This window comes from Exiguobacterium sp. SRB7LM, assembly GCF_015712685.1.
GTDB classification, from domain to species: Bacteria; Bacillota; Bacilli; order Exiguobacteriales; family Exiguobacteriaceae; genus Exiguobacterium; species Exiguobacterium profundum.
Map to the genome: position 1 here is coordinate 1,189,151 of NZ_VWVR01000006.1, position 13,603 is coordinate 1,202,753.

Annotated in this window: 11 protein-coding genes and 1 other annotated feature; of the genes, 6 read left to right on the forward strand and 5 right to left on the reverse strand. The window is 47.3% G+C overall.

The window, feature by feature from the left end:
- Positions 1-7: 7 nt before the first annotated feature.
- Positions 8-1,738 (reverse strand): septation ring formation regulator EzrA, encoded by a 1,731-nt coding sequence (gene ezrA, locus F3H97_RS06935; protein ID WP_196430912.1) that lies wholly within the window; start codon positions 1,736-1,738, stop codon positions 8-10.
- Between the two features lie 237 nt (positions 1,739-1,975).
- Here ezrA and F3H97_RS06940 point away from each other — a divergent pair, with 237 nt between their 5' ends.
- Both F3H97_RS06940 and rpsD read left to right on the forward strand, forming a co-directional pair.
- Positions 1,976-2,458 (forward strand): GAF domain-containing protein, encoded by a 483-nt coding sequence (locus F3H97_RS06940; RefSeq protein WP_196430913.1) that lies wholly within the window; start codon positions 1,976-1,978, stop codon positions 2,456-2,458.
- A gap of 223 nt (positions 2,459-2,681) precedes the next feature.
- Complete coding sequence (gene rpsD, locus F3H97_RS06945) at positions 2,682-3,281, forward strand: 30S ribosomal protein S4 (RefSeq protein ID WP_031423120.1); 600 nt, start codon at positions 2,682-2,684, stop codon at positions 3,279-3,281.
- Positions 3,282-3,316: 35 nt separating this feature from the next.
- Here the strand turns inward: rpsD and F3H97_RS06950 are convergent, their stop codons facing one another.
- Both F3H97_RS06950 and tyrS read right to left on the reverse strand, forming a co-directional pair.
- Positions 3,317-3,943, reverse strand: a complete 627-nt coding sequence (locus tag F3H97_RS06950) for a GTP pyrophosphokinase (RefSeq protein WP_159562542.1) — start codon at positions 3,941-3,943, stop codon at positions 3,317-3,319.
- 96 nt (positions 3,944-4,039) lie between these two features.
- Positions 4,040-5,287, reverse strand: a complete 1,248-nt coding sequence (tyrS, locus tag F3H97_RS06955; RefSeq protein WP_196430914.1) for a tyrosine--tRNA ligase — start codon at positions 5,285-5,287, stop codon at positions 4,040-4,042.
- 48 nt (positions 5,288-5,335) lie between these two features.
- Positions 5,336-5,533, reverse strand: a binding site (T-box leader).
- Between the two features lie 169 nt (positions 5,534-5,702).
- Between tyrS and F3H97_RS06960 the strand changes: the two genes are divergently transcribed.
- On the forward strand, positions 5,703-8,165 hold the full coding sequence (locus F3H97_RS06960; RefSeq protein WP_196430915.1) for a transglycosylase domain-containing protein: 2,463 nt from the start codon (positions 5,703-5,705) through the stop codon (positions 8,163-8,165).
- Positions 8,166-8,205: 40 nt separating this feature from the next.
- Here F3H97_RS06960 and acsA read toward each other — a convergent pair whose 3' ends face one another.
- Entirely contained in the window at positions 8,206-9,912 is a 1,707-nt protein-coding gene (gene acsA / locus F3H97_RS06965) for an acetate--CoA ligase (RefSeq protein WP_074036486.1), read from the reverse strand.
- Between the two features lie 155 nt (positions 9,913-10,067).
- Between acsA and F3H97_RS06970 the strand changes: the two genes are divergently transcribed.
- The 3 genes from F3H97_RS06970 to F3H97_RS06980 are packed head-to-tail and all read left to right on the forward strand — an operon-like array spanning position 10,068 to position 12,507.
- Positions 10,068-10,697 (forward strand): GNAT family N-acetyltransferase, encoded by a 630-nt coding sequence (locus tag F3H97_RS06970; RefSeq protein WP_078147204.1) that lies wholly within the window; start codon positions 10,068-10,070, stop codon positions 10,695-10,697.
- Between the two features lie 11 nt (positions 10,698-10,708).
- Positions 10,709-11,341: an acetoin utilization AcuB family protein gene (locus F3H97_RS06975; protein WP_012726747.1), complete on the forward strand. Its 633-nt coding sequence runs from the start codon at positions 10,709-10,711 to the stop codon at positions 11,339-11,341.
- On the forward strand, positions 11,338-12,507 hold the full coding sequence (locus F3H97_RS06980; RefSeq protein ID WP_196430916.1) for an acetoin utilization protein AcuC: 1,170 nt from the start codon (positions 11,338-11,340) through the stop codon (positions 12,505-12,507). Before F3H97_RS06975 ends, F3H97_RS06980 begins: the two co-directional genes overlap by 4 nt.
- 49 nt (positions 12,508-12,556) lie before the next feature.
- Here F3H97_RS06980 and ccpA read toward each other — a convergent pair whose 3' ends face one another.
- On the reverse strand, positions 12,557-13,570 hold the full coding sequence (gene ccpA / locus F3H97_RS06985; RefSeq protein WP_074036481.1) for a catabolite control protein A: 1,014 nt from the start codon (positions 13,568-13,570) through the stop codon (positions 12,557-12,559).
- Positions 13,571-13,603: the final 33 nt, after the last annotated feature.

A 13,603-nucleotide genomic window follows, 5' to 3' on the forward strand; every position in this document is an offset into this window, starting at 1 on the left:
GCATCGTTTATTTTTTTAGCAATTCCTGCTGTTCTAACCCTTTATCCACACGTTGACGAATTCCGTTGGCTCCGTTCTCATCGAATCGACCGAGCACCCGCTCACCGATTTCGACCGCAGTGCCATACTCTCCATGCAAGAACTTGTTTTCCGCAAGCGTCAAGGCGATATGGACCTCGTTATCACGGCGACGGAAGCGGTTTGCATATTGGAGCAACTGTTCCGCATACGTCACTTGACGAATCAGTGCATGGACACGGTCACGGAAGTTATCCATCATCTCTTCGACATCATGGCTAAGCCCGACGATATACGTCATGTTGAACGGTGCCTTGTCAAACTGTTCGTCTAACGACTGGACACCTTTTTGGAGCTGACGTAAGTCGTTTGACAAATCATTCGGAACAACCGGCATCGCACTTTTCGCTAACAGGCGACGATGCCCAGACAATTCTTTCTTCCACGTTTCTAACTTGTGACGGACCTCAAGCTCTTCTTTACGTAATGAATTCGTATCCTCAATGAAACGCTCATGCATGGCACTGAATTGGTCAAGTGACCGTTTCGCTTCCTGCACTTTGGATTTGATCATACTAAACGGTAACATTTGGGCGACGAGAGCTTGTTCAATATCAAGTACATTCGCCGTGAGAGTCGTTCGTTCACGTTCTAATTGTTCGAACTCTTCTCCGACGCGTGCATTGATCTCATAGTTGCTTACAAGTCGAGACATTTCCGTCTGTAAGTGATTCATGATTTCGGCAGATTGCAATTCGCGCTCTTGTATCGTCGCAAATTCTTTTTTCACGTATTGGCGGGCATCGACCTCTGTTCGGAATGCTTCGAATAATTGATCGATATCCGAGCTCAACTGTTGCATGTCCTCTTCAAAATGATCAAATTCCAAGCGTTCGATTCGAGCCATCAACTCTTCTCGACGATCTTCCGCTTGATCGATTTCTTCCATTAATCCAAGTGGTTCAAGCGCATACCCGTCCATTTGCATTTCTTTATGTCCAGCCCGGAGTTGTTGAAGTTGTTGTTTCAGTTCCACTTGAACCGTACGTACGAATTGCGGAATGATCCGAATCAGTTCACGGATGTGTCCTACTTGATTCGATAAGGCTTGTCCGGTTTCAAATGCTTCAGAAACTTGACCGACCTGCTTTAAGTTGATCATCTCACTGCGTTTCGCCTCGGCAGCGGCAATCTCTTGTTCCACCAATGCATAGGTTGGTCCGAACGCATGGTTTTGTGAATTCAATGTCTTGCGGAACTGATACAACTCTTTCTCATCCTGCTTCACAATGTCCATAAGCGAGGTGTGATGCGTCGTAAATTCATCCATCTCATCGAGCATGGCGTGTACCATCGTCTCGAGCTCTTCAATGAGTTGTTCAGTCGCATTCAAGTCAGCTTTGACTTTCATGAAACGATATTTATCCAAGTCTTCCTCAGCCCGGTATAACGCTTCATCGATTTGACCTGCATGTACACTCACTAACTCATCCCAAGATTGATGCCAACGATCAAACTTTTCTTTCGTTTCCCCTTCCATCGGCCACTGTTTGAATTTCTGGAGTTCGACGGGTATGCTCGCACTGAGCACACTTTGTTTCCTCATATCCAAGTCGTCAATTTTTTGGTAAAAATTCCTTCGAATGAGCATACTCCCCAACATGCCGCCTAATACGACGACGATGATTCCAATGATTAATCCATAAATTCCGTAATCCATCTTTGTCACAACCTCCAAGCCGCTTTCGTGGACTTATGTACCTTTATATAAAAAAAGAAGTATTTTATAAGAATAGATATACCTAATCATATTATAGAACCAACGATTTGCATAGGTTTTCCAATGGTTTCAGTGGAGATTGTTCATTTTTTCGGAACTTTCTAACAAGACAAATCTGAAATTTGCGTGTACCATAATGCTAAATTCTAAAAACATGAAAGATGGAGGGGGATTTATATGTTCCAAACGACATCGTACTCAGGTGATTTGACAGCCGGTTACGAACTATTAAACAAGCAACTCGCCGCATTATTAGAGGGCGAAACAAATACAGTGGCCAACCTTGCCAACGCCAGCGCTTTACTCAACCAATTTTTAGATCGGATCAACTGGGTCGGATTCTACGTGACTGATTCTGAAGACAGTCTAATCCTAGGACCATTCCAGGGACTCCCGGCTTGTGTTCACATCACGTTCGGTAAAGGGGTTTGTGGAACTGCGGCAGCTACTCAAGAAACACAGCTCGTGGCCGATGTTCATCAATTCCCTGGTCATATCGCATGTGATGCGGCTTCGAATTCTGAAATCGTCGTCCCTCTCGTACGTGACGGGAAAACAATCGGCGTGCTCGATATCGACAGCCCGGAGTTCGACCGTTTCTCAGAAATCGACCGTCAAGGACTCGAACGTTTTTGCGAAACACTTCTTCGCTATATTTGATTGACAAGAGATGGTATTCATCGTATACTCATCTTTGTGCATGAAATGACGATAGCAGTCACAGACAAACGTATCCACCTTTCGGGCCTCGACTTTTGTCGGAGGGGCATCTCGTAGCTTCGCTATCAAGTGAAGGTGCTTGCACCTAGAAAGGGGCGTTACTCGTCTTTGACACCGTTGTTCTTTTGTGCAAAATACATGAACAACAAGGAGGAGTCCAATCATGGCTCGTTACACAGGTCCAGCTTGGAAACTCTCGCGTCGCTTAGGCATCTCGCTTAGCGAAACGGGTAAAGAATTAGCAAAACGTCCTTACGCACCAGGTCAACACGGAAATGGTCGTAAGAAAATCTCAGAATACGGTCTTCAGCTTCAAGCGAAGCAAGCACTTCGTCACATGTACGGAGTGAACGAGAAGCAATTCCGCCGCATCTTCAACGATGCTGGTAAAATGCCAGGCATCCACGGTGAGAACTTCATGTTCTTGCTCGAATCACGCCTTGACAACCTCGTTTACCGTTTCGGCCTCGCTCGCACACGTCGTGGAGCACGCCAACTCGTCAACCACGGTCACATCACTGTTGATGGATCACGCGTTGACATCGCGTCTTACCGCGTAAAACCAGGTCAAGTTATCGCTGTTCGCGAAAAGTCGAAAAACGTAAAAGCAATCGCTGAAGCACTTGAAGTAGCACCAGCTACAAAAGACTTCGTATCGTTTGACGCTGAGAAACTCGAAGGTACATTCGTACGTCTCCCAGAACGCGCTGAACTCAACGACCAAATCAAAGAGCAACTCATCGTCGAGTACTACTCACGTTAATGCTTTTTATCCCCTTCTTCACGAAGGGGATTTTTTTATTTCTTCAAAATCTCTTGTCGAATGCGTCCCATTTGCGTATCGAGGGCATCCGCCATGAGTGACGCTTCAATCAGCTCTTCTTTCGATGATTCTGGCACGGCATGTTGATATTTGTACTGAAGCTTATGTTCCGTTGCCGCCCAAAAGTCCATGGCGAGTGTCCGAATCTGAATCTCCGCAGGCACCCAGATGATTCGTTCTGCCAAGTAGACTTTCGTTTTCACGATGAGATGTAAGCTCCGATACCCGCTCGGTTTTGGATGTTTGATGTAATCTTTGATTTCGATGATATCTAAATCATCTCGCGCCTCTAGATGACGCAAGATTTCATAAATATCGTCGCGGAAGCTCGTAACAATCCGAATGCCCGCCACATCGTGCACATGTTCCCAAAGCGCCGAAACTTCCAAAGGCAAGTCTTTCCGTTTCATCTTGCGCACGATGGACGGCAATGTCTTCATTCTCGTCTTCACATGTTCAATCGGTGAATACCCAAGTCTCGTCTGCCAGTCCAAGTCGATGATTCCGAGATCGCTCTCAAGTTCCGTGATCGCCATTTCATAATAACGAAAGTGTTCGCGCCATTGATGGAACTGCTCACCGAAAAATTCTTCTATCTCCATCGTCATCCCTCCTATCTTCCCATTTTAGCAAATCCGAACCGCACGTCATGTATAAAAAAAGTCCATTCCTCAACAAATGAGGAACGGACATCGTAATTATACGTGACGAATCACAAAGTATTTCTTCTTACCACGGCGAATGATGGTGAATTCACCGAGCGTGTCTTCGCGCGTAATCATTTTATCGAGCGCTTGTTCACGTTCACCGTTCAGGTAAACCGCTCCGTTCGTCACATCTTCACGTGCCTGACGTTTCGATGGTGAGATTTTCGCTTCGACGAGGAGGTCGACAAGGTTGCGTTCACCGTCAAGTTCGAATTGCGGCATGCCTTTAAACGCATCTTCCATATCTTCCGGTTGAAGCGACATCAAATCTCCGCTAAAGAACGCTTTCGTGATGCGCTCCGCTTGTTCAAGTCCTGCTTCACCGTGGACAAGCTTTGTCATCTCTTCTGCGAGACGGCGCTGTGCCACGCGCTTTTCAGGCGCTTCTGTCACTTCGGCTGCAAGTGCCTCAATCTCTTCATGCGACATGAACGTGAAGTATTTGATGAACTTGATGACATCTGCATCGTCGACGTTGATCCAGAACTGGTAGAACTCATATGGCGACGTCTTATCCGCATCTAACCAAACTGCACCGCCCGCTGTCTTCCCGAACTTTTGTCCGTCCGACTTTGTGACGAGTGGCACAGTGAGACCGAACGCTTTTTCAGAGTGACCAAAGCGACGAATCAATTCAAGACCTGCCGTGATGTTCCCCCATTGATCACTTCCACCGACTTGAAGACGACATTTCTCTGTCTCGTATAGTTTCAAGAAGTCGTAAGATTGGAGCAACATGTAAGAGAACTCTGTGTACGAGATCCCGTTCTCCATACGTGAATCGACAGAGTCTTTCGCAAGCATGTAACTGATTGGGAAGTGCTTCCCAATGTCGCGCAGGAAGTCGATGATTGACATCTCTTCCGTCCATTCGTAGTTGTTGCGAATCGTGATCGGGTTCTCCCCTTCAAGTGGAAGGAATCGGCTCAACTGATCCTTGATGCGATCGGAGAAGAGCTTGACCGTATCCAACGTGTTTAGTGAACGTTCATCCGAACGACCAGACGGGTCACCAATCATCCCTGTCGCCCCACCGACGAGCGCGATGACCTGATGGCCGGCCTGCTGGAAACGTTTCAGCGTCAAGATCGGGAGCAAGTGCCCGATGTGAAGCGAGTCCGCCGTCGGATCAAATCCCGTGTATAACGTCGTCGGTTGTTTGAGTTGTTCTTTTAATCCTTCTTCATCTGTCATTTGGTTGACAAGTCCTCGAAACTCTAAATCGTTTAATAGTTCCATTTGTTCCACTCCTTCGATTGACATAAAAAAAACGTCCCTTCTCATATGAGAAGGGACGGAGATTCCGCGGTACCACCCTACTTGTCGCAATTTGCGACCGCTTGAGCGAGAGATAACGGTCTCGAACCGGCCCGAAGGCACGCTCTAAAAGTGTAATTCATCGATTGACATTGGCTAGTTCACAGCAACCACTAGCTTTCTGGACAAGAGGCCCGTCGACTACTTCGCTTTCTTCACAGCGTCATTATCTTGTTGACTATGCTATTCATTTTATAAGCATCGTTTTCAACTTGTCAACTCTTACAATGAAACTTGCACGAGACATCGGTTTCGAGGTAAGGTGTAGGTTGAATTGTGCTATAATCGAATATATTACTGTCTAAAATAGTTTTACACCATATTTAAGGAGGCTGTCATGCTGCAGAAGATTCGAGACTTATGGAATAATCCGACGTCATTGAAAGTACGTCGTTATGCCAATGTTATGTATGATGTGTCGTGGAACGTCCTACTCCTGACCATCATTTCTGTTGTACTCATCGGGTTTTTAGGTGCTGGAATTGGTGTCGGATATTTCGCGTCACTCGTCAAAGATATGCCGACCCCGGCTTATAAAACGATGACTGCGCAAATCAATACGTATACATCGACTTCCAATATTTACTTCGGAAGCGGGGAGCGCATCGGGAACTATACGACCGATGAGGTACGAATCCCGATTCCAGTAGAAAAAGTTTCTCCATACGTTGTCGATGCACTACTTGCGACGGAAGATGTCGAATTCTATGAGCACGATGGCGTCGTTCCAAAAGCGACGTTACGCGCTATTTTACAAGAAGCAACAGGATCTGAAGATCGCACGGGTGGTTCAACGTTGACGCAACAATTGATTAAAAACCAAATGTTGACGAACGAAGTATCTTTCGAACGGAAAGCAAAAGAAATATTACTCGCCCTTCGTCTAGAGAAGGCGATGGACAAAGATGAAATTTTAAACGCCTATCTGAACGTCGTCTCGTTCGGACGTAACTCGATGGGACGTAACATTTCAGGGATTGAGGCCGCCGCTCGCGGTGTGTTCAATACTTCGGCAGAAAAATTGACACTTCCACAAGCCGCTTTCCTTGCCGGTATCCCAAAAAACCCATTCTTCTACACACCTTACTATCAAGGTGGCGTCATCAAAGAGGACGTATCGGGTGCGGTTAACCGAATGAAAACGGTATTGAACCGCATGTACGTTGCAGGAAAGATCACGAAAGAAGAATATGATGCCGCTTATAACTACGACATCACGCAAGACTTCATGCAGACTCAGACGAAGCCTCGCGACAAATATCCGTACGTGGTAGACGAAGCAGAACTTCAAGCACGCCAAATCGTGACGGATTATCTATTGGAGCAAGATGGGATTGAAATCAATGAGTTGAGCTCTGAGGAACAGGACTCTGTCCGTTCGACTTATGCGAAGCGTGCTCATAACATGTTGCGTCAAGGTGGGTTCAACATCCGTTTGACATTGGATAAAGAAATTCACGAAGCGATGCAACAACCGGCTAAAAACGCTGGCAACTTCGGACCGAATCAAACGATTAAAGATGAGAACCGCACACTTCCTGAACAAACCTCTTCTGTCATGATTGAGAATAAAACCGGGAAAGTACTCGGATTCGTCGGAGGTCGCTACATCAATGGCAAGACCGACGATTTGAACCGTGCTTTCTGGGCAGAACGTCAAATCGGATCGACTGCAAAACCGATTCTTGTCTATTCAAATGCGATTGAAGCTGGCATGATTACACCTGCCACTCAAATCATTGACGAGGAGTATTTCTATAAGTTTACTGGTCCCGGACAACCGAAGAAACAAGTTCAAAACGAAGGGAAAACGTATCGCGGTGCTGTCACAGTACGCGATGCGCTCAAGCTCTCCTTGAACGTTCCGGCTGTTAAGATTTATGAAGAACGTAACCAAAAACCTGCTGATACGCAGAAATTAGTCGACATGGGGATTCCGGTATCTGAAGGAAACCGTTATGCTTCAGCGATGGCACTCGGTACCGGGGAAGTCAAGCCAATCGATTTGGCCGCCTCTTATGCGATGCTAGCAAATTACGGTGAACACGTGGAGCCGTACTTCATCCAAGAAATCGAATATCAAGGTGAAGTCATTTACGAAGCGAAGCCGAAGAAAACGCGTATTTTCACAGAACGTACCTCTTATCTCGTGGTGGATATGCTCCGCGACGTCTACACGTCAGGTACTGCGACATATGCACAATCGTTGCTCAGCGTTCCTGGCGATTGGATGGGTAAAACCGGTACAACGAACGATCAACGTGATTCGTACTTGGTCGGGTCGAACCCGAACGTTACACTCGCCGTCTGGTCAGGTTATGATTCACAACGCCTCTCAATGCTAGATGGTTGGGATTATGGACGTTACTATCAACGGACACAGCGCATCTGGTCGCAAACGATGAATCGTGTCTATGCGGATGACCCAGAAGCTCTAGGCGTCAGCGCACGCTTCTCACAACCTTCAACCGTCACTTCGAAAGACTTCCAAGACTCAGGTTCATTCTCTGAGAAGAAGAAAGTAGAAGAGAAAGAAAAAGAAGAGGAAGAGAAGAAGAAAGAAGAAGAGGCCAAGAAAGAGGCCGAAGAAGCAAAGAAAGAAGCTGAGGAGAAGAAACAAGAGGCTGCTGCCGATGCTGCCGCTAAGAAAAAAGCTGAAGAAGAAGCTAAACAAAAAGCAGACTCCGAAGCAAAGAAAAAAGCTGAGGAAGACGCGAAGAAGAAAGCTGAAGAAGAGGCTAAACAAGAAGCCGAACAACAAGCTGAAGAAGAAGCCGATGCTGATGCTAACGGTGAATAAACAAAGGGTCGACACACGATGTGTCGACCCTTTGTTTATCTTAATCTTCCATCGTCGAGAGGTCACCTGTTTCAAGATTCAATTCCCAAGCCTTCAAGACACGACGCATGATCTTCCCGCTTCGCGTTTTCGGCAACTTGTCCTTGAATTCGATCTCACGTGGTGCTGCATGCGCAGCCAATCCTTCTTTGACGAACTGCTGGATTTCTTGTTTTAACTCATCAGACGGTTCATAACCTTTACGTAGCGCAATGAACGCTTTGATGATTTCACCTCGGACCGGGTCCGGTTTTCCGATGACACCCGCTTCAGCCACAGCCGGATGTTCCACGAGTCGACTTTCCACTTCAAACGGTCCGACCCGTTCTCCTGCTGTCATGATGACGTCGTCGACCCGACCTTGGAACCAGAAATAGCCGTCTTCGTCCATATAAGCAGAATCACCTGACACATACCAATCTCCCCAGAAGTAACTCTCATACTTCGCATCGTTCTTCCAAATCTTCCGCATCATCGACGGCCAAGGCGTCTTGAGTGCCAAGTTCCCCATTCGGTGTGGTGGAAGTGGTTGACCCCGGTCATCCAAAATAGCCGCTTCGCAACCTGGGATCGGTTTCCCCATTGAGCCCGGTTTGATGTCCATCGTCGGATAGTTACAAATCATCATCGCACCGGTTTCTGTCATCCACCACGTATCATGGATTCGAAGATCAAATGCTTCGTGTCCCCAACGAATGACTTCTGGATTTAGCGGCTCACCGACGGATAAAATATGACGAAGTGAAGACAAATCATACTTCTCAAACGCTTCGTCGCCAGCGCCCATGAGCATGCGGAACGCCGTCGGGGCACTATACCAAACTGTTACGCCAAACCGTTCAATGACCGAATACCAAAATTCAGGATTGAAGCGTCCACCAACGATGACGTTTGTCGCACCATTTAAGAAAGGCGCAAAAATACCGTAGCTCGTCCCCGTCACCCATCCAGGGTCAGCCGTGCACCAGTAAATATCATCCGGTTGAAGATCGAGTACCCATTTGCCGGTCATCATATGTTGAATCATCGCATTATGGACGTGGAGAACCCCTTTTGGTTTTCCTGTTGAGCCCGATGTATAGTGTAAAATCAGACCGTCTTCACGGTCGACCCACGTCAATTCGAGATCTGTCGTCGCATCGTTCGCCAATTTACGATAATCGAGCACCTTTTCCGACTCTTCGACATCGTCCCCAACGAGTAGAATTGTCTCTAAATGAGGCAACTGATCGACCGGAATGCGCGGCAACAGTTCTTTCGTCGTCACAATCACTTTCGCTTCCGAGTCGAGCAAACGGTCGTGAACCGCCTGTTCCATGAACGCCTCAAACAATGGACCGACGATGGCCCCTCGTTTGATTGCACCGAGCAAAATAAAATAAAGTTCTGGCTGACGTGGCATAAAGATAAAGACGCGGTCGCCTTTCTCCACACCAATCGACTTCAGAACATTACCAGAACGATTACTTTCTTTCTTCATATCCGCATACGTGTACCGCTCTTCTCGATCCCCATCGAAATAAAGCAGTGCCACTTTTGTCGCCAATTCACTTTCCGCATGGCGATCGATGGCTTCATATGCCAAATTGACTTTCCCCGTCAAATTCCATGAAAACAATGCTTCTGCTTGTGTCCATTCAAACGACTGACAAGCCTCTTCATACGACGCTAATTGATGTTCCCCTGTTAACGCTTTCAATTTTTCCATCGCTAAAGATTCGCCTCCCCTGTAAAGATTGGTATAACCACTTTCAGTATAGTGTTAAAATTATGACAAATCAATGAATTTCCAATTTCATCAAAACATGATGATTCAAGCTTGATGAAAGCGCTATAATAAGAGATGGAAAAGGTGGTGACCCTATGGAAAAACAATATCATTCAAAAGTGTGGCAGACCTCACAAGGTGACGTCACGATTGATGGTCCGGTGGCGCCTGACGTGTTACGGACGTATCGTCTTGATGAAGGATTGACAGCTTTTCGTGAACCGGAAGATCAGCACGAAGCACTCGTCGATATTGCTGGGTTAAAAGAAGGAAGAATCATCGTCGCCAGGCAAGACGATCTCGTGATTGGATACGTGACTTTCCTCTATCCTGACCCGTATGAGCGTTGGAGTGAAGGAAACGACCCATACATCCTTGAACTCGGGGCAATCGAGGTGAGTCCTCGCTTCCGTGGTCAACGAATCGGGAAACAATTACTCGAAGTATCGATGATGGACCCACATATGGATGACTTTTTGATTTTGACGACCGAATATTATTGGCACTGGGATTTGAAAGGTAGTGGACTCTCGATTTGGGATTATCGAAAAGTCATGGAGAAGATGATGAATCACGGTGGACTTGTTTTCTTCCCGACAGATGACCCTGAGATTGCCTCCCATCCTGCCAACTGTTTGATGGCTCGTATCGGAAAAAACGTACGACAAGAATCAATCGACCATTTTGATTCACTTCGTCTTCGCCGACGATTTATGTACGACTAAGGAGGGATTTCATGTTAATCGAACAGATGATGAATCGACATGTCGTGACGATTCAACCGACCAATACGATTGCCCATGCCGCAAAATTAATGCGTGAACATCGTGTCCGACATTTGATTGTGACAAATCCCGCTCGACAAGTCGTCGGGATTGTCGGCCAATTCGAGATGAGTGGTGCGACGAGCGTCTTTCATCCCGAAAGTGAAAACGCAGACTTTCAAAACCCTGTATCGAGCATCATGCGATCCGAGGTACCGACAGCGCATCCATTCGATTTCTTTGAAGATGCAGCTGCGTTATTTTACGAAAACCGGCTAACCTGTCTCCCTATCGTCGAACAAGGGAAACTCGTCGGTGTATTGACAGAGACCGATTTATTACGTTACTTCGTGCAATTGACAGGCGCACTCGAACCGAGTTCGCAAATTGAAATTCTCGTCGAAAATACGACCGGCACACTCGAAAAAGTGACCCGACTCCTCGCCAAAACAAACGTCAATATCATCAACGTCTTCGTTCATCCGACGAGCGATCCGTATAAACGTATCATCTCTTTCCGCGTCCAGACGATGAACCCGCTCCGAATCATCGAACGGTTGAAACGTGAAGGGTATGATGTCCTCGGTCCGGAGATGTCACGATGAGACCGATTTACATATTTGGCGAAGACGAGACGTCTTATCGCTTTCATGAGGATCATCCGTTCAATCCGTTACGACTGGAATTGACGACATCCCTTCTGATTGCAGCCGGAAAACTCTCCAAATCGGAATGTGTGTCTCCTCCACTCGCTTCGGTTGAAGCGTTAGCGCTCGTTCATGACTTTGACTACATCGAAGCCGTCCAAGCTGCGGCGGCAGGAGAACTTTCTACGCTGAAAGCGAATAAGTTTGGTCTCGGTACGGAAGACACTCCCATCTTTCCGACGATACACGAGGGAGCCGCACGGCTTGTCGGTGGGACGATTCATGCGCTCGATTTAGTTGCGAGCGGCAAAGCAGAGCGAGCCTTCCATGTTGGGGGCGGTCTACATCATGGAATGCGGCGCAAAGCATCAGGATTTTGCGTCTATAACGATGCGGCCGTCGCCATCGCACATGTGAGAAAACAATACGGGTCGCGCGTTCTCTATGTCGATACGGATGCGCATCATGGGGACGGGGTCCAATGGCTCTTCTATGACGATGATGATGTGATGACTTTATCCATACACGAGACAGGTCGCTATCTCTTCCCGGGTACCGGAATGGTGACAGAGCGAGGGAATGGGAAAGGATACGGCTATAGTTGGAACGTACCAGTCGATGCGTTCACCCAAGATGACTCATTTTTGACGTGCTATGAGACCGTTTTACGTGAAGCGTGCGAATGGTTCAAACCTGATATCATCCTGACTCAGAATGGTGCGGATGCCCATGTCTTTGATCCACTCACCCATCTCGCATCAACGATACGGACGTTCGAACAGATTCCCCAAATCGCTTCACGTATGGCAGACGAGTATACCGATGGTCGTCTCGTCGCACTTGGTGGCGGCGGCTATGACTGGTATCGAGCCGTTCCTCGCGCCTGGGCACAAGTGTGGGCCGGTCTGACGAGAGAGACACCCTATGCCGGAGATATCCCGACCGAGTGGATTGAGCAATGGTCCGGTGTCGCTGGTCAACCGTTACCCACTCGGTGGGACGACTCTCTTTACGCGTTTGATCATATCCCACGGCGTCAACAAATTGAAGAAAAGAATTGGGAAGTCACGAAGCGTGCCTTTTGGCCGTTCATCTCGAATGATCGAAAATCGATTTATTTATAAATAAAGCTGCCCGTTCATCTCAAAAATGGATGAACGGGCAGCTTTTCTTTTAGTCCTGACGAAGCGAGTCACGGCGTTCGATTCGGTGAGGAAGCACGACGTTTTTCTCTTCGATTTCTTCCGCGTTCAAAATCTTAGTCAAGAGACGCATCGCGACGGCTCCGATATCGTACATCGGTTGAACGACCGTCGTCAACTTTGGACGAATCATCGTCGCGAGGCGCGTGTTATCGTGACCGACGACTTCGAAATCGTTTGGAACAGAGTAACCTGCATCTTGAATCGCATGGATGACCCCAAGTGCCATTTCATCCGTCCCTGCGAAGATGGCTTTCGGACAATCGTCACGTTGCAACATTTTTTGCATCGCCTCGAGACCAGACGCATACGTGTAATTTCCGAGAATCATATCGTTCTCATGGAATGGAAGACCTGCATCTTCAAGAGCACGGCGGTAACCGGCAAATTTCTTCTCGCCATTGATTTGTTGCTCGAGTGGTCCAGTGATGAATCCAACACGGTCATGTCCGTGGTTGATCAACATCTGAGTCGCGTCATACGCCGCTTGCTCATAATCGATATTGACAGCCGGGAGATCATATCCTTGGTTCAATGTCGCTGCGAGAACGATTGGAACTGGTGATTTTTTGAACTCTTCCACGAGATCTTCATGCAAACGTCCACCCATGAAGATGATACCGTCCACTTGTTTACCTAATAGCGTATTGAGTAAATGGACTTCCTTGTCACGACTCGAATCTGAGTTACCAAGGATGATGTTGTATTTATACATCGTCGCCACGTCTTCGATACCTCGCGCCAAGTCGGCAAAGAAGATGTTCGAGATATCCGGTACGATAACACCGACCGTTGTCGTTTTCTTGCTTGCTAGTCCACGTGCGACGGCGTTCGGACGATAACCAAGACGGTCAATCGCATCCTGTACTTTCTTGCGTGTTGTCGGTTTGACGTTCGGGTTTCCGTTGACGACACGAGAGACGGTCGCCATCGACACCCCGGCTTCTCGTGCCACATCATAGATTGTTACGTTGTTACTATTCATAAACTACTCCTCCTACAAGTCCTGATTTTCAAA